Source organism: Sphingomonas sp. P4_G2, from assembly GCF_056401155.1.
In genome coordinates, this window is the sequence record NZ_JBFUJY010000007.1 from 37,810 (window position 1) to 59,307 (window position 21,498).

Genomic DNA, 21,498 nt, shown 5'->3' on the forward strand with positions numbered 1-21,498 from the left:
CGATCTTGCGGCTGATCAAATGCTGCACCGGCGATCCTCTCTCACGCATTGGAGCCACGGTCCGATGCCCGCCCGGCCGCGTCAATGGCTGCTGTGTTGCAACCACGCAACGCTTTGCCCCTTCTGCACACAAAAAGGGAACCGGTTTCATCTCTTGGCGCAAAAGGAAGGTGACAAGACTTGTCCATTTTGATGCTTAATGTCGCCAATGAAAGCGCCTCGGGAAGGGCGCGTCCAGGGGGACCATATCATGACAGGATCGAACTCGCTTCGTCTCGTGCTGGCGTCGGGGACGGCGCTTGCCGCCTTGTGCTTGCTGCCGAACGCTGCCTTCGCGCAATCGACCAATAGCGATCAGACCACGGCGCCCGCCGCGACTCCGACGGGTGCGGCGGCGCCGGTGGTCAACGACCAGGAGGACCGAGGCAGCGGCAAAGAGATCATCATCACGGGTTCGCGTATCAAGCAGGACCCGAACAATAGCGCGCTGCCGTTGACGATCATCACCAACCAGGACCTGCAACGCAACTCGATCAGCAGTCCCGAACAGCTGATCATGTTCCTGCCGACCAACGGCAGCGGCGCGGACAACCTTGCATCGAATTCGGACGTGGTCAGCGGTGCGCAGCGCGGCACCAATGGCCTGTCGGCGGCGAACCTGCGCGGCCAGGGGTCGGCTGCGACTCTGGTGCTGCTGAACGGCCGCCGCGTCGCCGCGCACGGTCTGTCGGGATCGGCGGTCGACGTGAACCAGATTCCCTTCGCCGCGATCGACCGGATCGAGGTGCTGAAGGACGGTGCCTCAGCGATCTACGGCACCGACGCGGTCGGCGGCGTGATCAACTTCATCACCAAGAAAAACTTCACCGGCCTGGATGTCCAGGGCTTTACCGACACGACCGAGCAGGGCGACGGCAACATCTACCGTTTGTCGGGCGTGGTCGGCTATGGCGACCTGAACAAGAACGGCTTCAACATCATGGCCGCGGCCAGCTATAGCTGGAACCAGATCCTGCGCGGATCGGATCGCGATTTCGTCAACGGCAATCAGCCCAATCGCGGCCTGTCGATCGACACCCGCGGCACGCCGATCGCCACCATCTTCAACACCGGCGCCAGCGTGCTGCAGCCCCGCAACTCGCTCAACCCGTTGCTGACGGGCACGCTGACCGGCGGCCTGACGCTGACAGCCCCCAATGGTGCGAATGCCGCTGCCGGCGGCATCAACACGCTCGATCTGCCCGGCGGCGCCGGTTGCGCCTCGATCGATGGCGGGATGGCGTATGACGAGGTGCTGTGGAACGCGCCGACGGCCTATTATGCCTGTTCTTGGGACACCGGCCGTGCTGCCGTCATCCAACAGCCGATCAAGACTCTGACCTATTATGGCCGCGGCGTGGTCAAGCTCGGGGCGAGCGAGTTATCGCTCGAAGTGACCGGATCGGATGCAAAGTCGGCCAAGAGTTTCTCCAATGCGCAGCTGTCGGGCAATACGACCAGTCTGCCGGTCGCCTACCCGCTCAATTCGATCACCAAATCGACCTATGACTCGATCTTCAATGCGCTCCTGACCAACTTCCCCGGTGCGACGGCGGGGCTTAACGCCAATTACGGCAAGCCGATCGGCTTCCGCTGGCGTTGCGCCGCCTGCGGTCCGCGCGAATATGTGACCGACACCAAGACGCTTCGGATCGCGGCAGGATTGGAAGGGCCCCTGCCGCTCAAAGGTTGGGATTATCGCGCCGGCGCTTCCTATGCGCGCAGCGAATCCTCGTCGGTGCTGGGAAGCGGTTATTATTATTCGGGCATCCTCGCCACGACTAGCGGCACGCCCCCCGTCACCACTTATTCAAACGATCCCAAGGCACCAATCGCACCCGGCGCGACCCAGCCTGGCCTGGTCGGCCTGATCAACAGCGGCATCCTCAATCCGTTCTCGCTGACCCAATCCCAGGCGGCAATCGATGGACTAGCGGCGGTCTCGGCCAAGGGCACGACGCTCTATGGCGGCAAATATGAGGTGAAGCAGTTCGACGCTTCCATCTCGGGCCCGCTCTTCCCGATCGGGGGCCGCGACATCCAGCTTGCATTGGGGGTAGACTATCGCCGTGAGACCTATTCGTTCAATGGGTCGCCGGCGGCAGCCGCAGGCCAGCCGACGATCTTCCTGGCGGCGTTCGATAACGTCAACGCACTGACGCCCAAGGAACGCACCGTTAAGGCGGCCTATGCCGAAATGCTGGTACCGATCCTACCGGGCCTCGACGTAACCGGAGCCGTGCGCGTCGACGACTATACCGGCTTTGGCACGACGACCAATCCGAAGGTGTCGTTCAAGTTCCGGCCGGTCCAGCAGATCATGTTTCGCGGATCGTACAATACAAGCTTCCGCGTGCCGACCTTCAACCAGATATTCAACGGCATCACCGAATCGCCTTACGCGGGCAGCGACTTGGCCGATCCCGTCAAATGCTCGGGCGGCGTGCCTAACCTGACGAATCCGGCCTGCGCGTTCATCCGACCGAATATCTGGACTGGCGGCACGCTGAGTCTGAAGCCCGAAACCGCCAAGCAGTTCAACCTCGGCGTGGTGCTGCAGCCAGTCAAGAACGTCAGCCTGTCGGTCGACTGGTGGTCGATCAGCGTCGACAACACCATCCAACTGCTGACCCTACGTCAGCTGATCGACAATGCATCGTTGTTCCAGGATCGGTTCATCCGCGATTCGACCGATACGATCGTGACGATCGACGATCGCTGGATCAACGCCGGGTCGCGACGCACCCAAGGCCTCGAATTCACCTATCGCGGCTCGTTCGACGCGCTGGGTGGCACAATCAGCACCGGGCTCGACGGCTCGTTGCTGCTCAAGAAGCGCGAGAAGCTCACTCCGACCTCGGCTTACGGGCCGAGCCTGATCGGCGTGTTCACCTTCGCTGGCGACCTGGGCATCCGGTGGAAGCACAACGCCTTCGTCGCCTGGTCGAACAACAATGTCAGCGTTTCGCTGACCCAGATTTTCCGCAAGGGCTATAAGAATTTCGCTTTGCCGGGGATCGCCGCGGGCACCGTCTCGCGGCCCGATTACAACCAGTTCGTCGACGACTACATCATCTACAACGCATCATTGGCCTATACTGGTCTCAAGGGCTTCAAGATCGCGTTGGGCGTCAAGAACCTGTTCAACACCGATCCGCCCTTCGCCATCACCTATGACGGCAACACTGGCGCCGGTAGCTCATGGGAACCCCGCGTTACCGATCCGCGTGGCCGGTCGTACACCATGTCAGTCGAGGTGAAGTTCTGACGCCAACGACCATCGCGCATAAAATTAAAGGGGCGTCCGGCAACAGGCGCCCCTTTTTCTGTCCGGCCGAGAGCGTGATGCGAGTGAGTGGAATCCGTCTAATCGCGTGTCTAGCAGGCTGAATCGCCGACCGAATCGTACCGATTGTCGCCCGAGCGCACAGACTCAAAGCCAAAAACTGCGTAAATTGCGCAGTTGGCCTTCTGCCCCCGTCAACGGTCGCGCAATGCGCGTGCGCGCAAACCCCTCGCCCATCATCGAAAAGGTTTGCATGCGACCGACGGCGACATTCTCACCCGGCCCTTCCAGTCCCTGGCCAGCGCTCGCGCCGGTCGGATTGTTCCTGGTCGTCGCCGCCGTGCTGATCGTCGGACGCACGTCGCCGCCGATGATGTGGCTGGCGCCGATGTGCTTCGGCGCCTTCGCCTCGCTGATCCTGGTGTGGCGATCCGGGGCGCCGGTATTCATCCAATCGGGCGTGTCGATGCTCGTTATCACCGAACTCATGATGGTCGGGGTGCGCAGCGACGCACTGGGGATGCGCCAGGTCGAAGGCAAAGTGTCGACCGCGATCGCATCCTCCGACGCCGAGGGCAGTGACCCGGCGGCTGCGACCACGCCCGCGCCGACATCGCGCGTGTCGATCGCGACGACCTCCACGGATGCCGCGGGCGAAGCCGACGACTTGTCACGCCGGATCCAGCAAAATCTTCCCGAGCACCTGCGTAACAGCGAAATACGAGGCGAATTGAAGGTCGACCGGCTCCGCTCGGACACCAGGTTGGCGCTGTCATGGTCGGTCGGACCGGCGGGCAGCGCGACCTGGTGCGGATCGACCAGCGTGTTCGCTGCCAACGCCCAGGCAGGAGTCGCACTGCTCGCCGCGGAAGTGGCGAAACGGCTGTCGCCGCCGCCCGGTGCGCGCCCCGGATGCGGCAGCCAGCACGCGTAAAACTGCGCAGTTTGAGCAATTGCATCGAACAGGCCGCTAGCGATTTCGGCAATGCCCCTCGCCTAACCATGTCGTCATGACGAGCCGTAACGCCTTCCTGTCTCGCCACCGCGGCGGTCGCCGGCGACTTCTTCAAGACGAACGCGGTGCGGCGCTGGTCGAGATGGCGATGGTCCTGCCCGTGCTGCTGCTGCTGATCATGGGGATCATCGTCTACGGACAATGGCTGGCCTGTGCGAACGCCCTGCAACAAAGTGCGAATGAAGGCGCGCGCGCCAGCTTGTCGGGCCTGTCGCAGGAAGAACGCGCGCTGACCGCGCGGCAGACGGTTACCGACTCGCTGTCGCATTATGACGGCATCGACCAGCGCAAGGTGGTTGTCGGCATCCAGGACGACGGCGCCACGCTCAACGTCACGGTCAATTACGACATGTCGGACCAGCCGGTGATGAAGCTGCCGTTCGCACCCATCCCAGACAAGGTCCTATCGCGCAGCGCCGCCGTGCGGTTGAGCAATTTTTGAAGGGGGCAAGAATGCGCGTCAGATCTTCCCTGTTCGCCTCGACCAGCGGCAACGTCACGATCCTGTTCGGCGGCGGCCTGCTCGCGTTCCTGGGGGTCGCTTCGCTCGCGGTCGACGCGACCAATCTTTATTTGGCCAAGCGCCATGCTCAGGGGATCGCCGATGCGGCGGCGCTGGCGGCGGCGGGTAATATTGACGATGCGAGCGGCGCCGCAGCCGCGGCGCGCAACGCCAATTCGATGCAGGGGCTCTCGATCGTCAGCGTCGAGCCTGGCAAATATACCGACGATCCGAAGATTGCGGCAAGCACACGCTTCGTCGTGGGTGCCGATGGCGCCAACGCCGCGCGCGTCCGTGTCCATGTCGACGTGCCGCTCTATTTCGCCCGGATTTTCGGCAAGCCGACCGTGCCGGTCGAAGCGCGCGGCACCGCCGCCCGGATCGATCTGGTCGCCTTCTCGATCGGCTCGCGGCTGGCGGGGGTCAGCGGCGGTCTGCCCAACGCCATGCTGTCGCAACTCGCGGGCACCGACCTGCAACTGAGCGCAATGGACTATCAGGCACTCGCCGGCGGCCAGCTCGACATCCTCAAATTCAGCGAGGCGCTGCGCTCGCAACTCAACGTCCAGACCGCGACCTTTGGCGAGCTGATGAACATGGAGGCCAGCTTGCCCCAGATTTCGCGCGCGATGGCGGCATCGGTCACCGACGCCCAGGCGTCGTCGGTGCTGAGTGCCGTCGCCAACCGGTTGCCGCAAAACTCGACCAAATTGTCTTCGCTGATCGACCTCGGTCCACTCGCGGAAGAGACCAAGTCCGACCCGTCGCGGCCGATTACCGTCGATGCTTTCTCGATGCTGCGCGGCACGCTCGAGCTTGGCGGGCAGCATCAGATCAGTACCGATCTCGGCGCGACGGTGCCGGGCCTCACCTCGACCAAGATCTGGATCGCGATTGGTGAACGGCCGGCAAATTCGCCTTGGCTCAGGGTCACCGCGGCGCATGATGTCGAGGTACGTACGGCGCAGACGCGGATCTATCTGGATACCCAGGTCGCGCCGCAACTCGGCCTCGCCTCGCTCAGAGTGCCGATCTATGTCGAACTGGCCGCCGCCAGTGCGAGATTGAAGGAGGTGTCCTGCTCCGCGGGAGCGAGCAAGGCGACGGTCAAGCTGACCGTGACGCCTTCGCTGGGCGAAGCCGCGATCGCCGATGTCGATCCGGCCACGCTGGGAAATTTCCAGGCGGCGCCCACGCTCAACCGCGTGACGATGCTGCGCACGCCGCTCGCCAGCGTGTCCGGCTTCGCCGACGTCAAGCTGGGCGGCGCCGATCCACAGGATGTGTTCTTTTCAGCGAGCGACATTGCCAACCACACCGTGAAGCAGGTCAGCACCAACGACCTGCTCCAAGGCGTGGCATCCTCGCTGATTTCGCGGATCGACCTCAACGTCAATGTGTTGGGACTGGGGCTGAACGTGGGGACGCTGACGGCATTGGTCGGCCAGGTGCTCAATCTGGCGGCCGCACCGCTAGACGGTGTGTTTGGCCAGGTCACGTCGCTGCTGGGGGTTCATGTCGGGCAAGCGGACGTGTGGGTAAATGGTGTGCGATGCGGCACGCCGGTGTTGGTCGGATAGCGACCGGGGTGGGGAGGAAATGGGTAGATCGAATTTAGTCTTCAGGCGCGACGATACCTGGCGGCCGCTCAGCTATCGGCTCGAATTGCCGGCCGAAATCCGCGAATTCCGGTCGTGCCGCCTCGACATCTTGCTGCTCGAACTGTCGGTCGCCGGCTGCGGATTATGGGCCGGATTCAAGATCCGGGTCGAACGACCGATCACCTTGTTCGTCGATGGCTTCGCACCGATCAAGGCGAGTACCGCCTGGAGCGACAGCGGTTTCGCCGAACTGATGTTCGACCAGCATCTGCACCTCAGCGTCGTTCAGCACATGGCTCGGGAGTCGGCGGCCTGTTGCCGTCGTGTCATGCCGTACGGCGTGCCGAGCGCCGCGCATGCCGAGTACGCCGCGCTATCGCAGGAACTGGGAAAACCGCTGGATATCTGAGCCGCATGCGGCGGGGCGGGTTCGGCGTCGCCCGACTAAATCTATTTGCGCGTCACCACCATCACCGCGCCTTCGCTGCCATAGACGCCGCGCAGGTCCTTGATCGCCCCGACTGCCGGGACGGTGGTGCCGTCGTTGCGCAGGAATTCGGTCTCGAACCGTTGCGTGCCGCCGTGGCTCAGCACGGTCTCGATCGCTTCGCGCAGCATCACGCGCTGCCCAACCGGCACGAGATCGACGACGGAGACGTTGGACAGTCGTTCGCGGGGAAGCTGGAGCAGGTCGCCCATCGCGGCGTCGACTTCCTCGATCCGTCCGCGCACGTTGAACCAGATATAGCCGATCCCACCATGCGCCAGGATCGCTTCGATCAGCGCCTTCTTCGTGTCGGCCAGCCGATAGGCTTTCACGTCATCGGTAATGTCGCGCGCGAGCATCACGACGCCCTGATGTGTCCGGAACGTCTCCATCCGATGCCAGGTGTCCGACCCGAACAGCCCCGGCAGTTCGAACGAACACGGCTCACCCGAGCGCTCGGTCCGATTGCAATAGCTCTCGAACATGGTTTCCCTGAGCGCCGGAAAGGCCTCGAACAAGCTGCGCCCGGGAAGCGCCCCTTCCGCCTTGCGCGCCATCGCATGCGCGGTGCGGTTGGCCATGATGATATTCCGCCCTTCATCGACGACGACGAGCAATAATGGCAGCCAGTCGGCGAGTTCCTGGTTGGAAAAGAGCGAGTCATGATCGTCGCTTTTCGCGGTGGCGATAAATTCGTGATAATTGGCGATCGGGAGCAGAGCATGGGTTTCGCGCCCATGATGTGTGACGAATACTGTCCTACCAGCCTGACTCAGGTGGCCGAATTGGCGCGCAAATTCCGACGCTCTTACAAAAATACCTTGCACTACGTCCCCCGTACGGCTGACGCTTTATACTCCCGGCATCGAATACCACGCTAGTCAACTTGAGATTATAACCTATGTATCAGACAATCACTATCTTCTGGTAAATCGAAGCCAAAATGAGCAAGATTTATACGTCCAGTATATCGAAAGATATTGGCCGATGTCGCTTCCGTACTATTACGGTAGCGTGCAGGAGCCGCTCGGCCTTAAAGAAGGCTGGGAGATTATCGGGTCTGTCCGAGTCCCTACCAGATCGCCGCCCGATTGCCGGGCGCCAGATATAGCGGGTCGGCCGCCCTGACTCCGAACGCGCGCACCCATGCCTCCATGTTGCGCGCGGTCCACACGCGTTGCGCGGCGGGAGCATGCGGGTTGGTCAACAAGCGCCGCCTGAGGTCGGCGTCTCGATATTTGAGCCGCCAGATCTGCGCCCAGCCGAGGAAGAACCGCTGGTCGCCGGTCAGGCCATCGATCACCGGCGCCTCTCGCCCGCCTAGCGAGGCGCGATAGGCATCATAAGCGATCGTCAGCCCGCCTAGGTCGGCGATGTTCTCGCCGAGCGTCAGTGCGCCGTTGACGTGGAGGGCGGGCAGCGGCTCGTATTTGTCGAACTGCGCGGCCAGCACCGCGGTGCGTTTGGCGAACGCGGCGCGATCGGCCGCCGACCACCAGGTCGCGAGGCGGCCCTGCTCGTCATATTTGGCGCCCTGATCGTCGAACTGGTGCGTCATCTCGTGCGCGATCGACGCACCGATGCCGCCATAATTGACTGCGGGATCGACCGCCGGATCGAAGAAAGGCGGCTGCAGGATCGCGGCGGGAAAGGTGATCGCGACCTTGGGGTAATTGGCGAAGGCGTCGACCGTCATCGGCGTCGCGCTCCATTCCCAGCGATAGATAGCTCGCCCGATTTTGGCCGCTTCCCAATCGTGGCGAAACTCGGCGGCGCGCATGGCGTCGCCGAACGCATCGCCATCGCGCATCGTGAGGCCGGCATAATCGTGCCAGCGATCGGGATAGCCGATCTGGGCGTGGAAGGCCGCCAGTTTGCGGTGCGCGCGCGCCTTCGTCTCCGGCGTCATCCAGTCGAGCGCGTCGATCCGGTGGCCAAAGGCCGCAACCAGGTTGCGCACCATCGCCTCGGCGGCGGTGCGCGTCGCCGGCGCGAAATGGCGCGCGACATAGATTTTGCTGACCTCGTCGGGCACCGCGTCGAGCACGAAGGCGATCGCGCGGCGCCAGCGCGGTTCCGGCGTGTCCACGCCATCGATCACGTGACCGTAGAATGCGAAATCGGCCGCCCGAACGTCCGCGGGCAAGACTTCAACATAATGATGGAGCGTGCGGACGATCAGTATGGCGCGCAACGTCGCGACCGGGGCCGCATCGATCAGGCGCAACGTGGCGGCGATGGCATCGGGCTGGCGCACGATGATCCGCGGCGTGCGATAGCCCAGCGCCCGCACCAGCGTGGCGACGCGATAGCGGGAGCGCCCGGCATCGAGCGCCGACACGGCAACCGGATTGTAGGTCCGGGCGGCATCGCGGCTGTCGGCCGCCGACCATTGGGTTGCCGCGATCGCCGTCTCCAGGCGAAATACGGCGTCCGCGGCGCTGTCCGGCGCCGCGACGCCCGCGACCGTCAGCATCCGGATCAGGTAATCGCGATACGCGGCGCGCGCCTGCCGCATCGCCGGGGTGTCGGAGGTATAATAATCGCGATCGGGCATGCCGAGCACGCCTTGCGATACAGTGAGCGCATAATGGCCGGGATCGCGATCGTCGGGCTCGACCGCGAAGGCAAGCGGCAGATCGACCCCGCGCCGGCCGGCCTGGGCGGCGGCGGCCCAATAATCGTCCGGCGACCGGACCGCCCGCAGCTTATTGAGCCAAGCGTTCGCCGACGCCATGCCCAGCCGGTCGATACGATCCTGGTCGAGGAACGCGCGATAGGCGGTGCCGGCGGGGCTCGCTCGGTCGCGTGCCAGTTCGTCGAGAATGGCATGGACCTGGGTCCGGCTGAGATCGTCGAGTTGGCCGATCGTGCCGATGCTCGACCGGTCGGCGGGAACCGCGGTGCGGCGCTCCCAACCACCATTGGCGTAGCGAAAGAAATCGGCCCCCGGCGCGACGCTGCGGTCCATGCCGCTGACGTCGAATCCGGAGCCTCCGATCGGACCGTCCGCGCCGCCACGCCCGGGGATCGCGATCGCTGCAGCAAGGGCTAAGGCTGGCGCGCACCTGCGGGCAATGCCGACCAGTCGCGCGATCGCAGGCCGTTGAATTGGTTGACGCATCCGTCGCGGCTCCTCGAGAACCGCCTAGCAGCGCGCGGCCCGCCCGGGCTAGTCCAACAATTCGGCGAAGCGCGCAGCGAAGGTATGTGCGTCGCCCGGCCAGCGCGCGGAGACATACTTGCCGTCGCGCACGATCCAGGCCGGGCGGGCATCGTCGATCGTATCGCGCGCCAGCCCGCTCGTCTTGCGCAGGAAATCGGACGCGTCGCGCGGCACGTCGACATAGTCGCCGGGGCTTGCCAGCGCGCGCGTCACCTCTGCCTCGACCGACATATAGCCCTTGGGCTGACCGGGTTCTTCGACATAGGTGCGGTAATAATCGCGATCCCACCAGCGCCCAACATGCGCGAGCGCGCTCGCGGCGCGCTCCTGCGCCCAGGTCAGCGACGCGGTGCGGCGGCCGAACAGCACCGATTTGCCGTCGTCGCACCGGCTGCGCGCGGCGAGCAGCACGCCGTGACAGATCGCGCCGACCGGCTTGTCGGCATCGAAGAAGGCCACCACCAGCCGGTGTAGCGCCGCGCTTTCGAGATAGTCGCGCATCCCGCGCGCGCGATGTCCGCCGGGCAGCACCAGCCCATCGAAATCGCCGGCCGATGCCTGATCCCAGCGCAGCGGCGTACGGAAATGCGGATCGCGCTCGAGCTCGGCATAAGCGCGCCGCGCGTCACGGTTGGCGCGCAGCACCAGCCCGATGAAGCGGACGCGGCGTAGTCCCGGCACGCGGCTCCAAGGATCGAGCCCGATGCCGTCGATCATGATCGGATCGGCCGTCGCGGGTCCGCCATCCGGGGTTGCGAACCACACCTCATGTCCGCGATCGGTCAGCACGCGCCAACTGACCGCTACTTCCGACGGATCGAAATCGCGATGTGGCAGCGGCATGATGACCCGGGCCATCGGCAATCCTCTCCGGTCGATCCGATGATCGTGCCGCAGCGACCGGGGCAAGGCAATCGACCACGCAAGCGACGACTGGATGGGAATGCGACTCGACCGGAAATCGCACTCATGCCCAAATATTTTTTCACTTCGTCGCACATCGGCCACGGTTCGCCGCTTAGATAGCCCGACTCGTCGATCAAATGATCGCGAGATAAAGTGTCACCTTCGAAACGATCGGCGTTTTAGTCGCGAGAATCGCTAGGGGGTCCGAAAAACAGCTGAAAACCGCAGCCGATAGTAACACGATCGAATACTGACATCCGATTCTTACCGAACTATCGCGGATAGATCGCGCTTAATACGCCGATAGGCCATTTAGCCTGTGCAATTTGTGGCAATCTATTAACGTGATCTAAATATAGCCTGCCGCATTGATAAGTAATTATCGCAGAATATGATATAAATACTGTTGATTGTTGATACGGCTAGGCGTATCTGAACGCTGTACTCGAACTAACGGGTTCACCATGCCATTGCCATTCATAGTATTGGACCGCTCTGCGGTCCTTCTCCTCGGCGTGTGCGCCGGGGCCGCCATAGGTCTCGGCTTTGTCGGGCACGCCGGTTCTGGCGCGTCCGCAGTAAAAGCCCCTGTCTGCGCGATTCCCGCCAAGACGAACGCCGCGCCGCCGGAAGTCGCCGCCGCGCGCTTATGCGGATCGGTTCCGCAAAAACAGTTGATCGCCACCTTGCACCAAGGCCGCCCGGTACGTGTAGCGGTGTTCGGCGATTCGTACGGCGATGGTGTCTGGTCGGGGCTACAGCGGCAATTGCCGCGCGCGAACTTCGAGGTCGTCAAATACAGTCAGCCGGCAACCGGCTTCACGCGCTACAAGCGGCTCAATATCGAGGCACATACCGCCGAGCAGCTCGGCGCCGAGCCGATCGATATCGCTGTGATCTCGTTCGGCGCCAACGACGTCCAGGGCATCATCACCGATGACGGCAAATATGGCCCGATGCTCGGCGACCGCTGGAAGGCGCAGATCGCGACCCGGATCGACCGTTTCGTCGGCCTGCTCCGCCGCCACCATGCGATGGTCTATTGGGTCGGCCTGCCGCGCATGCGCGAGGCGCAGACCGACAGCGACATGGGCGCGATCAACGACTTTTACGCGAGCGAAATGGCCAGGCTCGGCGTGCCGTTTGTCGACACCCGCCCGCTCGCCTCGGACAAGAACGGCCAATATGCCGCCTATCTGCCCGATCCCAAGACTGGCGAGCGCACTTTGGTCCGCGAAGGCGACGGCGTGCACATGTCGATGACCGGCTATCTGTGGATCACCAAGGGGCTGGCGGCGCGCATCCGCGACTATGTCGATGCCACGCGAGCGATCGATACCGCGCCCGCCGTCGCGCCAGAGGTCGCGCAGTGAAGGCGCTCGCCTTTGCCCTGGCGTTGCTGTTGCCCGGCACCGCCGCTGCCGACAATTGCCAGCGCGAGGCGTGCAATCTCGCCACCCTCAGGCCAGTCTTCGCGCGGCTCGACGCGGCGCGGGCGGGAATCCCGGGCATGCGCCCGGTCCATATCATCCAGATTGGCGACAGCCACACCGCCGGCGATGTGCTGACCGGCGCCTGGCGCGACCTGCTTCAGGCGCGCTATGGCAGTGGAGGGCGCGGCGTGCTCGCCGCCGGACGGCCATGGGACGGCTATATTACGCATGGCGTGACCGCGACGATGTCGCCTGGCTGGCGGGTCGCGGCAAGTTTCGGCAAGGGTTCCGAGAACATGGCGGTGCCGCTCGGCCTGTCGAGTTATTCGCTGACCTCGCTCCAGCCCGGCGCGACGATCGGCCTCACCACCGACAGCCCAACCATGGATTTCGACCGCTTCGTGCTGTGCGCGATGGCTGGACCCAATGATGCGACGCTGACCGTCCGGCTGAGCGGGATCGACCAGCGCATCACGCTCGACGCCCCCGTCCCGACCCCGCGCTGCACGACGATTCGTAGCTCTATGCCGCAATCGTCGGTCGCCGTGACCGCCGGCGATCGCCCCGCGACGATCACCTCCTGGGCGACGTTCCGCGACCAGGGCGGCGTGGTGCTGTCCAATCTCGGCGTAGTCGGCGCGCAGCTGCGGCATTTCGGCCGCACCGACGATGCGGTGATCGCCGAGGAATTGCGCGCTTATACGCCCGATCTGATCGTGCTGGCCTTCGGCACCAATGAGGGATTCTCGCCGCACCTGGACCCGCGCGAATACGAGACAAGCTTGCGCGGCCAAATCGACCGGATACGCACGCTCGCCCCCGGCATCCCGCTGCTGCTGCTCGGCGCGCCCGACGCGCTGACCCGTAACCAGGCGCTCAAGACTAATGCCGAGGGCGCGCTGCTCGGCTGCCCCGACGCGGTAACGCCCTCTTTGATCGCGCCGCCGGCACTCGGGCGGGTTCGCGGCATCCAGCGCGAGGTCGCACGCGATCTCGGCATCGCTTTCTGGGACTGGCAAGCAGCGATGGGCGGGCCGTGCGCGGCGCGCGCGTGGACGAACGCGATGCCGCCGCTGATGCGCCCCGACCATGTCCATTTCCGCTGGCTTGGCGGTCAGGCGCTCGCCGCCCGGCTTCAAGCCGATCTCGACGCTGCGATGAGCGAGTGACGCGATGCTGTTCCCGACGCTGACCTTCGGCCTGTTCTTCCTGATCGTCTTCCCCGCGGTGTGGGCCGCGCGGTCGAACGAATGGCGCAAATTGCTCCTGCTCGTCGCGAGTTGGGTGTTCTACGGCGCCTGGGACTGGCGCTTCGTGCCGCTATTGATCGGCTCGGCGCTGATCAACTGGGGCACCGCCGCGCTGATCGCGCGCAGCGACGATGCGCGTGCGCGCAAGGCGCTGCTGATCGGCGGCGTCGCGGCCAATCTCTTGGTGCTCGGCTTCTTCAAATATTTCGACTTCTTCGCGCAGCAGGCGGGCAGCCTGCTCACCTTGTTCGGCATCGGCCAGGACGCGCCGCTGATGCAGGTGATCCTGCCGGTCGGCATCTCGTTCTTCACTTTTCAGGGGATCAGCTACGTCGTCGACGTGCATCGCGGGCGCGTTCCCGCCGCGCGATTGCTCGACATTTTGCTGCTGATGTCGTTCTTCCCGCATCTCGTCGCCGGGCCGATCGTCCGCGCCGCCGATCTCGTGCCCCAGTTCCAGCAGACCCCGAAGCTCAATCGTGGAATGGTCTCGATGGGGTTGCTGCTGATCGTCTGGGGATTGTTCAAGAAAGCGGTGATCGCGTCCGAGCTCGCGACGCAATTCGTCGACCCGGTCTTCTCGGCCCCCTCGGCGCATGGCTCGCTCGACCTGATCCTCGCGGCGTACGGCTATGCGGTCCAGATTTATTGCGACTTCTCGGCCTATTCGGACATGGCGATCGGCATCGCCGCCTTACTCGGCTACCGCTTCCCGCGCAATTTCGACCGGCCCTACCGCTCGGCCTCGCTCCAGGAATTCTGGCGGCGCTGGCATATCAGCCTGTCGCGCTGGCTGCGCGATTATCTCTATATCGAGGCGCTGGGCGGCAGCCGCGGCGGCAAGATGCGGCTCTACCGCAACCTGATGATCACCATGCTGCTCGGCGGGCTGTGGCACGGCGCGGCCTGGACCTTCGTGATCTGGGGCGGATTGCACGGCGCGGCATTGGTGATAGAGCGGGTCTGGGCAACGAGCCCGCAGACCCGAAAGATCGTCCTGCCGCATTGGGCCAAGGTCGTGCTGACCTTCCACGTCGTGACCTTGGGCTGGATCTTCTTCCGCGCGGCAAGCTTCGGCGACGCGCTGGCCTATCTCGGCGGGATTGTCGCGCCGGCGACGGGCGCGGTTACCGTGACGCCATTGGTCGTCCTGCTGATCGCGTTCGGCCTCGCCATCCACGCCTTACGCTGGGACTCGATGACGCGACTGGCCGAGCGGCTGCGCGGCTTGCCCGCGCCCGCGCTCGCCGGCGCGTTGGTCGCGGCGATGCTGGTGGTCGACGCGATGCGCTTCGAAGGGATCGCCCCGTTCATCTACTTTCGCTTCTGAGAGAGCCGATCATGTCCGACCTCTACGAATTCCCGGTAGATCTTCCCGACGAAGACGATGACGGCCGCGCAACGCTCAAATGGACGGGCGTGATCGTCGCCTTGGCAACGTTGGGGCTGGCGTTGTTCAACCCGACCGCGATCAGCGGTTGGGTCGACGATCTACCACCGGGGCCGACCAATGTCCGCCTTGCCGCAATCGGCGAAGATTGGGCCGAAACCGCTGACCGGATTGGCCTGGGCATGGGTCACGCCAGGCTTCACGCCGCCTGGAAGAGTGCCGAACGCACCGATTGGAAAGGCCGCCAGCCGGTCGAGATGGCGGCGACCGACCAGCCCGCTACGCCGTGAGGTCACGCAGGCAGGCGATCAGCGTGCGCCGCGCAAGCACGATCTTGAAATCGTTATGGCCGTACCCGCGCGCGGCCCTCAGCAGCGCGTCGGCCGCTGCCTCGAACGCTTCGGTCCCGGCAGGCTTGCCGACCAATGCGGCTTCGGCTTCGGCACTGCGCCACGGCATCGGCGCAAGCCCGCCGAACGCCAGCCGCGCCGAGGTGATGACGCCATCCTCGACCGCGACGGCCGCCGCGACCGACACCAGGGCAAAGGCATAGGACGCGCGGTCGCGCACCTTGCGATAGAGTTGCCGCCCCGGAGGCGGCGCGGGCAGCTCGATCGCAACGATCAGTTCGCCTGGCTGGAGGTTGGTCTCGATCTCGGGCGTGTCGCCGGGCAGGCGGTAGAGGTCACCGAGCGCGATCCGCCGCTCCTCGCCATCCGGCAGCGCGGTCACCACCACCGCGTCGAGCGCGCGCAACGCCACCGCCATGTCCGACGGATGCGTCGCGATGCACGATTCCGATCCACCGAGCACCGCATGGATGCGGTTGAACCCGCCGATCGCATCGCACCCGCTGCCGGGCTCGCGCTTGTTGCAGGCCGCCGCGGTCTCGTAGAAATAATAACAGCGCGTCCGCTGCAGCAGATTGCCCGCAGTCGACGCCTTGTTACGCAATTGCGCCGACGCCCCTGCGAGCAACGCTCGGCTCAGCATCGGATAGTGCGCACGGATCAGCGGATGGGCGGCGAGATCGCTATTCGGTGCCAACGCGCCGATCCGCACGCCGCCGCCAGCGATCTGCTCGACGCCATCGAGTGCGAGCCGGCTGATGTCGACCAGCCTGACCGGCGTCTCGACCTGCAATTTCATCAGGTCGACCAGATTGGTCCCACCGGCAATATAACGCCCACCGTCCGCGCCGGCGGCCAAGGCGTCCTCGACGGTCGCGGCCCGCGCATAATCGAATGGCTTCATTCCGCGGCCTCCGCCACGCGCTTGGCATCCGCCACCTCGCGGATCGCCGCGACGATCGTCGGATAGGCCGAACAGCGGCAGATATTGCCGCTCATCCGCTCGCGTATCTCCATATCGTCGAACACGACATGATCGAGATCGTCGCTGACATGGCTCGGCCAGCCCTGGGCGACTTCATCGAGCATCGCAGTCGCCGAGCAGATCTGTCCCGGCGTGCAATAACCGCATTGGAAACCGTCATGATGGAGGAACGCCGCCTGCAACGGACTGAGCTGGTCGGGCGTGCCGAGTCCCTCGATCGTCACCACCTCGTCGCCTTCGTGCATCACCGCCAGGCTCAGACAGGCGTTGATCCGCCGCCCGTCGACCAGCACCGTACACGCGCCGCACTGGCCGTGATCGCATCCCTTCTTGGCGCCGGTCAGACCGAGATGTTCGCGCAACAGGTCGAGCAAGGTGGTGCGAACGTCCGCCTCCACCTCGCGCGCTTCGCCGTTGACGGTGATCCGCATCGCCTTCTCCCCGGGACAGACCCGCCGCTACAAAGGCACCGGAACGGCACAATTCTGCGACAATTCGAATGTAGTGGCCTGCATTGCTCCCGACCAGTAGCGGATAATGAATGCGTCGTTCGATCAGCCTCGTCTTATTGCTTGCCGGCAGCGCGCCCGTCGCGCTCCACGCCCAAACCGCGCCTGCCCCAGCGCCGAACCCGGCGCCTCCGCAGTCGAAGCCCGCATCTGCGCCGCAATCGGACGACGACAGCGCGGATGAGAACGACATCGTCGTCACCGGCTCGCGCAGCCTGCCCGGCGCGGTAGTCGGCGATATCCCGCCCGAACAGTCGCTCGGGCCTGCCGATGTCCGCTCGTACGGCGTCAACAGCGTCAGCGACCTGCTCAACGAGCTCGCTCCGCAGATTCGCAGCGATCGCGGGTCGGGCGGCGCGCCGGTCGTGCTGCTCAACGGCCGCCGCATCTCGAGCTTCGCCGAAATCCGCGATCTGCCGACCGAGGCGATCGCGCGCGTCGATATCCTGCCTGAGGAAGTCGCGCTCAAATACGGCTATCCCGCCGACCAGAAGGTCGTGAACATCGTCCTGCGCCAGCGCTTCAAGTCGATCACCACCGAACTGGGCGACCAGGTCGCGACCGAAGGCGGCCGCAACACGCCATCGGTGACCGGCGATATCGTCACGATCCGCCGCAACAACCGCTTCAGCCTGCACGCTGGCTATACCGACAGTTCGCCGCTCTACGAGAATGAACGCGACATCCTGCCGCCGGTGACCAAGCCGGCCACGCCGGGAACGATCGACCTCAATCCGGGCTTCGACCAGCGGCCCTATCGCACGCTCTTGTCGTCGAGCCGCAATTTCCAGACGAACCTGGTCTACGCCCGGCCGCTGGGCAAGGTGAATGCGACGATCAACGGCACGTTCCAATATACCGAATCGACCGGCGCGCAGGGTCTGCCGACGCTCGATTTGACCTTGCCCGCGGGCAATCCGTTTTCCACCTCCGCCGGCGATGTCGAGATCGACCGCGTCGCCACCGGCTACGATCCGCTCAAGCAGCGCAATTCGGCGCTGACCTATCATCTCGGCACCGGCTTCAACGGCCAGTTCGGGACGCAATGGCGCTGGTCGCTGACCGCCAATTACGATCGCGTCGACAGCGAGACGTTCAGCGAGACGGGGTTCGACGTCAGCGCCCTTCAAGCCCGGCTCGATGCCGGCGACCCGACGTTCAATCCGCTCGGACCGATCAATCCGCTCGATTATGCGGTGGCGCCGGCCAATCGCGGGCAATCGACCTCCAATAGCGGCGGCGTCGATGCGCTGGTCAACGGCAAGCTGCTCAAGCTGCCCGCCGGCGACATTTCGACCGCGATCCGGGTCGGCGGCTCCTTGTCGAGCCTCGACAGCCAGTCGTATCGCCTCGACTCGCAGAGCGGGCTGGTCAGCACCAGCGGATCGACCACGCGCAACGAAGCTTCGGGGCAAATCAATCTCGACGTGCCGATCGCGAGCAAATCGAAGCACGTCCTGGCGTTCATCGGCGACCTGTCGCTCAACGGCAATTACGCGGTGCACCAATTGTCGGACTTCGGCACGCTGACCACCCGCGGATACGGCGCCAATTGGCAGCCGATCCAGGGCGTGCGGTTCATCGCCTCGGTGACCGACCAGGACGATGCCCCGTCCGCCGCGCAGCTTGCCAATCCCACCGTCGTCACGCCCAACGTCCGCGTGTTCGACTATATCAAGGGCGAGACGGTCAGCGTCACCAGCACGACCGGCGGCAACCCCTTCCTCAACGCCGACAGCAAGCATACGCTGAAGATCGGCCTGACGTTGAAGCCGTGGGAAAAGACCGATTTCACGCTGACCGCCAATTACGTGAAGTCGAGCGTGCGCAACGCGATCGCCGGCTTGCCGTCGGCGACGGCGGCGGTCGAGGCCGCCTTTCCCGACCGCTTCACGCGCGACGCCGATGGCGACCTCACCGCGATCGATACGCGCACGGTGAACTTCGCGCGCACCGACCGGTCCGAATTGCGCTGGGGCTTCAATTTCTCGCATCCGCTCAAATCCAAGTTGCAGAAAGAAATCGAGGCGTTCCGCGCCGGCAAGGGCCCCAACCCGTTCCAGGGCCTGCGCTTGCCCAACAACCGCCGCTTTGGCGAGCGGCCGCAGGGCGCGGGCGGTCCACCCCCGGGTGACGGCGGCACGCCCAATGCCACCACGCCGCCGGCTGACGGCAGCAATCCCAACGCGACGGGTACCCCGCCCCAGGATGGTGCGGCCGGCGGCGGTCGTCCGGGTGGCGGACGCTTTGGCGGTGGCGGGTTCGGCGGCGGTGGTTTCGGCGGCGGCGGGCGCGGCGGCCGTGGTGCGTTCGGCGGCGGCGGTGGCCGGCTGCAATTCGCTTTCTACCACACCTGGCATTTCACCGACCGCGTCGAGCTTTCGCCGACGCTCCCGGTCGTCGACCTGCTCAATGGCGGCACGATCGGGCAAGGCGGCCAGTCGCGCCACGAACTGGAGGCACAGGCGGGCTATTCCAATAACGGCCTGGGCGTCCGCTTGTCGGCCGATTGGCAAAGCGGCACGCATGTGCTGGGCGGCAGTCCGGGCAATCCCAACCCGCTCGATTTTTCGAGCCTGGGGACGATCAACCTGCGGCTGTTCGCCGACCTCACCCAACAGCTTAAGTTCCTCAAGAAGAACCCCTGGGCAGCGGGGATGCGGGTGACCCTGGCGCTCAACAACGTCTTCGATTCGCGCCAGCGCGTCCGTGACGCCAATGGCGACACGCCGATCAGCTATCAGCCAGATTATCTCGACCCGATGGGCCGGACAGTCCGGCTGAGCGTGAGAAAGGTGTTCTTCTAAGACCGAGTGCAGGGAAATAGCCGCGCTATTTCCCGCCCCAGCGCTCGGCCCGGCCGGCGGCGCCAAGGGCGCCGTCCGACGCGGCTTTGCCGCGTCGAGAGGCCGGCTACTGCACAATCCCCAACTAACTCCCCTCCCTTAAAGGGAGGGGGTTGGGGGTGGGTGCACGCGTCTGCGCGCCGTAAAGACTCATTGGCCGATCGCTAGAGAGCGCCGGACGAGGCATCGAGCCTCGCCCGACGCTACACCCACCCCTTGATCCCCTCCCTTTCAGGGAGGGGAGAATGTCGTCGCCGAGATCCCTACAACCCCACCTTCTTCTCCAGCCACCGCGCCGCCGCGTCTGGGCTCTCCTTCCCCGCATCGCGATCGACCATGTAATTGGCCTCGCGCATCGCCTCGACCGGCACGCGCCCGATCAGCGGCTTCAGCGCCGCGATCATCCGCGCATCCTTCGCGTGGCGCGGAGCGATGGTCAGGATCGCATCGTAATTGGGGATCGCCCCCTTTGGATCGCTCAGCACGGTCAGCTTGTCAGCGGCGATCCGTCCGTCGGACGAGAAGGCCGAGATGACGTCCGCCTGCCCGCTTTCGAGCGCGCGATACATGAAGGTCGGATTATAGGCATGGGCCGACCCGAACCGGATCGGATAGGCGGCGCGCACCGCCTTCCATTCGGGGCGTTCGAGGAATTCGAGATCGGCGCCGAATTGCAGGTCTGGCGCCTTGGCGACCAGATCGTCGAGACTGGTAATACCCAGCGCCTCGGCGCGATCGCCGCGCATCGCGAAGGCATAGGCGTTTTCGAACCCCATTCGTCCGAGCAGATTGAGACCCTGTTTCGCTTGCCAGCTGCGGATCGCCGCCAGCATCGCATCGCGCGGCGGCGTGTCGGTCCGCTTCATCTCGTTGGTCCAGATCGTGCCGGTATAATCGACCGCGACATCGACATCGCTCGACGTCAGCGCCGCGAACATCACGCCCGATCCCAGCCCTTCCTTGTAGCGCACGCGATAGCCCGCCGCCTCGAGCCGGTGGCCGATCATCCGCGCCAGGATATATTGTTCGGAGAAGCCCTTGGCGCCGATCGTCACCGTCTCCTGCCGCACCGGCAGCGCCGGGAGTAACGCGACCATGACGCCGAGCGCGAGCAGACCGAACGCGATCCACGCGCCGAGCCGCTTGCGCCGTGCGATGCCGTGCTCGATCACGCCGAGCAACCCATCGACCGCGAGCGCCAGTCCCGCCGCCGCGGTGCACCCCGCCAGCACCAACGCCCAATTCTGCGTCTGCAGCCCGGCGAAGATCATATCGCCCAGGCTCGGCTGACCGACCGTGGTCGACAGTGTCGCCGCGCCGATCGTCCACACCGCCGCCGTGCGGATGCCGGCCATCAGCACCGGCGCGACCAATGGCGCCTCCACCAGCCGCAATTTCTGCCACGCGGTCATGCCGACACCATCGGCCGCCTCGATCACCGCCGGATCGATCCCGGCGAGCCCGGTCACGCCGTTCCTGAGGATCGGCAGCAAGGCGTAGAGCGTCAGCGCGAGGAGCGAGGGAAGGAAGCCCAATGCAGGAATTCCGCCGCCGACCAGCGTCGAGAGCGACAACAGGATCGGATAGAACAGAGCGAGCAATGCCAGGCTCGGGATCGTCTGGACCAGGCTCGCGAAGCCGAGCACGATCCGACCGACCGAAGGAACCCGCGCCGACCACACCGCGAGCGGCAGGCTGAGGATGATCCCCAGCACCAATGCGCTCATCGCCAG

General features: G+C 64.8%; 16 protein-coding genes. 10 read left to right on the plus strand and 6 right to left on the minus strand.

What is annotated here, in order from left to right; translation table 11 throughout:
* Positions 1-250 precede the first annotated feature (250 nt).
* From AC1DRD_RS18425 to AC1DRD_RS18445, 5 genes are all read left to right on the plus strand, one after another.
* Positions 251-3,307 (plus strand): TonB-dependent receptor domain-containing protein, encoded by a 3,057-nt coding sequence (locus tag AC1DRD_RS18425; protein ID WP_478042528.1) that lies wholly within the window; start codon positions 251-253, stop codon positions 3,305-3,307.
* 271 nt (positions 3,308-3,578) lie between these two features.
* Positions 3,579-4,259 (plus strand): hypothetical protein, encoded by a 681-nt coding sequence (locus tag AC1DRD_RS18430; protein ID WP_478042530.1) that lies wholly within the window; start codon positions 3,579-3,581, stop codon positions 4,257-4,259.
* A gap of 76 nt (positions 4,260-4,335) precedes the next feature.
* Positions 4,336-4,782, plus strand: coding sequence for a TadE/TadG family type IV pilus assembly protein (locus tag AC1DRD_RS18435; RefSeq protein WP_478030795.1), 447 nt, complete (start codon positions 4,336-4,338; stop codon positions 4,780-4,782).
* An 11-nt stretch (positions 4,783-4,793) separates the two neighbouring features.
* Positions 4,794-6,422 (plus strand): TadG family pilus assembly protein, encoded by a 1,629-nt coding sequence (locus AC1DRD_RS18440; protein ID WP_478042531.1) that lies wholly within the window; start codon positions 4,794-4,796, stop codon positions 6,420-6,422.
* A 19-nt stretch (positions 6,423-6,441) separates the two neighbouring features.
* Positions 6,442-6,852, plus strand: coding sequence for a hypothetical protein (locus tag AC1DRD_RS18445; RefSeq protein WP_478030799.1), 411 nt, complete (start codon positions 6,442-6,444; stop codon positions 6,850-6,852).
* Between the two features lie 41 nt (positions 6,853-6,893).
* Here the strand turns inward: AC1DRD_RS18445 and AC1DRD_RS18450 are convergent, their stop codons facing one another.
* From AC1DRD_RS18450 to AC1DRD_RS18460, 3 genes are all read right to left on the minus strand, one after another.
* Positions 6,894-7,757, minus strand: coding sequence for a PAS domain-containing protein (locus AC1DRD_RS18450; RefSeq protein WP_478042533.1), 864 nt, complete (start codon positions 7,755-7,757; stop codon positions 6,894-6,896).
* A gap of 245 nt (positions 7,758-8,002) precedes the next feature.
* Positions 8,003-10,054: a M13 family metallopeptidase gene (locus AC1DRD_RS18455; protein ID WP_478042534.1), complete on the minus strand. Its 2,052-nt coding sequence runs from the start codon at positions 10,052-10,054 to the stop codon at positions 8,003-8,005.
* Positions 10,055-10,102: 48 nt separating this feature from the next.
* Positions 10,103-10,954 (minus strand): type 1 glutamine amidotransferase domain-containing protein, encoded by an 852-nt coding sequence (locus AC1DRD_RS18460; RefSeq protein ID WP_478042536.1) that lies wholly within the window; start codon positions 10,952-10,954, stop codon positions 10,103-10,105.
* 734 nt (positions 10,955-11,688) lie between these two features.
* Here AC1DRD_RS18460 and AC1DRD_RS18465 point away from each other — a divergent pair.
* The 4 genes from AC1DRD_RS18465 to AC1DRD_RS18480 are packed head-to-tail and all read left to right on the plus strand — an operon-like array spanning position 11,689 to position 15,365.
* On the plus strand, positions 11,689-12,375 hold the full coding sequence (locus AC1DRD_RS18465; RefSeq protein WP_478042538.1) for an SGNH/GDSL hydrolase family protein: 687 nt from the start codon (positions 11,689-11,691) through the stop codon (positions 12,373-12,375).
* Positions 12,372-13,604 carry a GDSL-type esterase/lipase family protein gene (locus tag AC1DRD_RS18470; protein WP_478030806.1) on the plus strand — a complete coding sequence of 411 codons (1,233 nt, stop codon included), beginning with the start codon at positions 12,372-12,374 and terminating at the stop codon, positions 13,602-13,604. Before AC1DRD_RS18465 ends, AC1DRD_RS18470 begins: the two co-directional genes overlap by 4 nt.
* Positions 13,605-13,608: 4 nt before the next feature.
* The gene (locus AC1DRD_RS18475) at positions 13,609-15,015 is read left to right on the plus strand and encodes an MBOAT family O-acyltransferase (RefSeq protein WP_478030807.1); all 1,407 of its coding nucleotides are present in this window, start codon (positions 13,609-13,611) and stop codon (positions 15,013-15,015) included.
* 11 nt (positions 15,016-15,026) lie between these two features.
* Positions 15,027-15,365 carry a hypothetical protein gene (locus AC1DRD_RS18480; protein WP_478042539.1) on the plus strand — a complete coding sequence of 113 codons (339 nt, stop codon included), beginning with the start codon at positions 15,027-15,029 and terminating at the stop codon, positions 15,363-15,365.
* Here AC1DRD_RS18480 and AC1DRD_RS18485 read toward each other — a convergent pair.
* Both AC1DRD_RS18485 and AC1DRD_RS18490 read right to left on the minus strand, forming a co-directional pair.
* Positions 15,355-16,329 (minus strand): FAD binding domain-containing protein, encoded by a 975-nt coding sequence (locus tag AC1DRD_RS18485; protein ID WP_478042541.1) that lies wholly within the window; start codon positions 16,327-16,329, stop codon positions 15,355-15,357. The two genes, AC1DRD_RS18480 and AC1DRD_RS18485, sit on opposite strands and share 11 nt — an antisense overlap.
* Positions 16,326-16,841 (minus strand): 2Fe-2S iron-sulfur cluster-binding protein, encoded by a 516-nt coding sequence (locus tag AC1DRD_RS18490; RefSeq protein ID WP_478030812.1) that lies wholly within the window; start codon positions 16,839-16,841, stop codon positions 16,326-16,328. The genes AC1DRD_RS18485 and AC1DRD_RS18490 overlap by 4 nt, the downstream gene beginning before the upstream one ends.
* 110 nt (positions 16,842-16,951) lie before the next feature.
* Here AC1DRD_RS18490 and AC1DRD_RS18495 point away from each other — a divergent pair, with 110 nt between their 5' ends.
* On the plus strand, positions 16,952-19,726 hold the full coding sequence (locus AC1DRD_RS18495; protein ID WP_478042542.1) for a TonB-dependent receptor: 2,775 nt from the start codon (positions 16,952-16,954) through the stop codon (positions 19,724-19,726).
* Between the two features lie 302 nt (positions 19,727-20,028).
* Here AC1DRD_RS18495 and AC1DRD_RS18500 read toward each other — a convergent pair whose 3' ends face one another.
* Entirely contained in the window at positions 20,029-21,492 is a 1,464-nt protein-coding gene (locus AC1DRD_RS18500) for an ABC transporter permease/substrate-binding protein (RefSeq protein ID WP_478042662.1), read from the minus strand.
* Positions 21,493-21,498 lie beyond the last annotated feature (6 nt).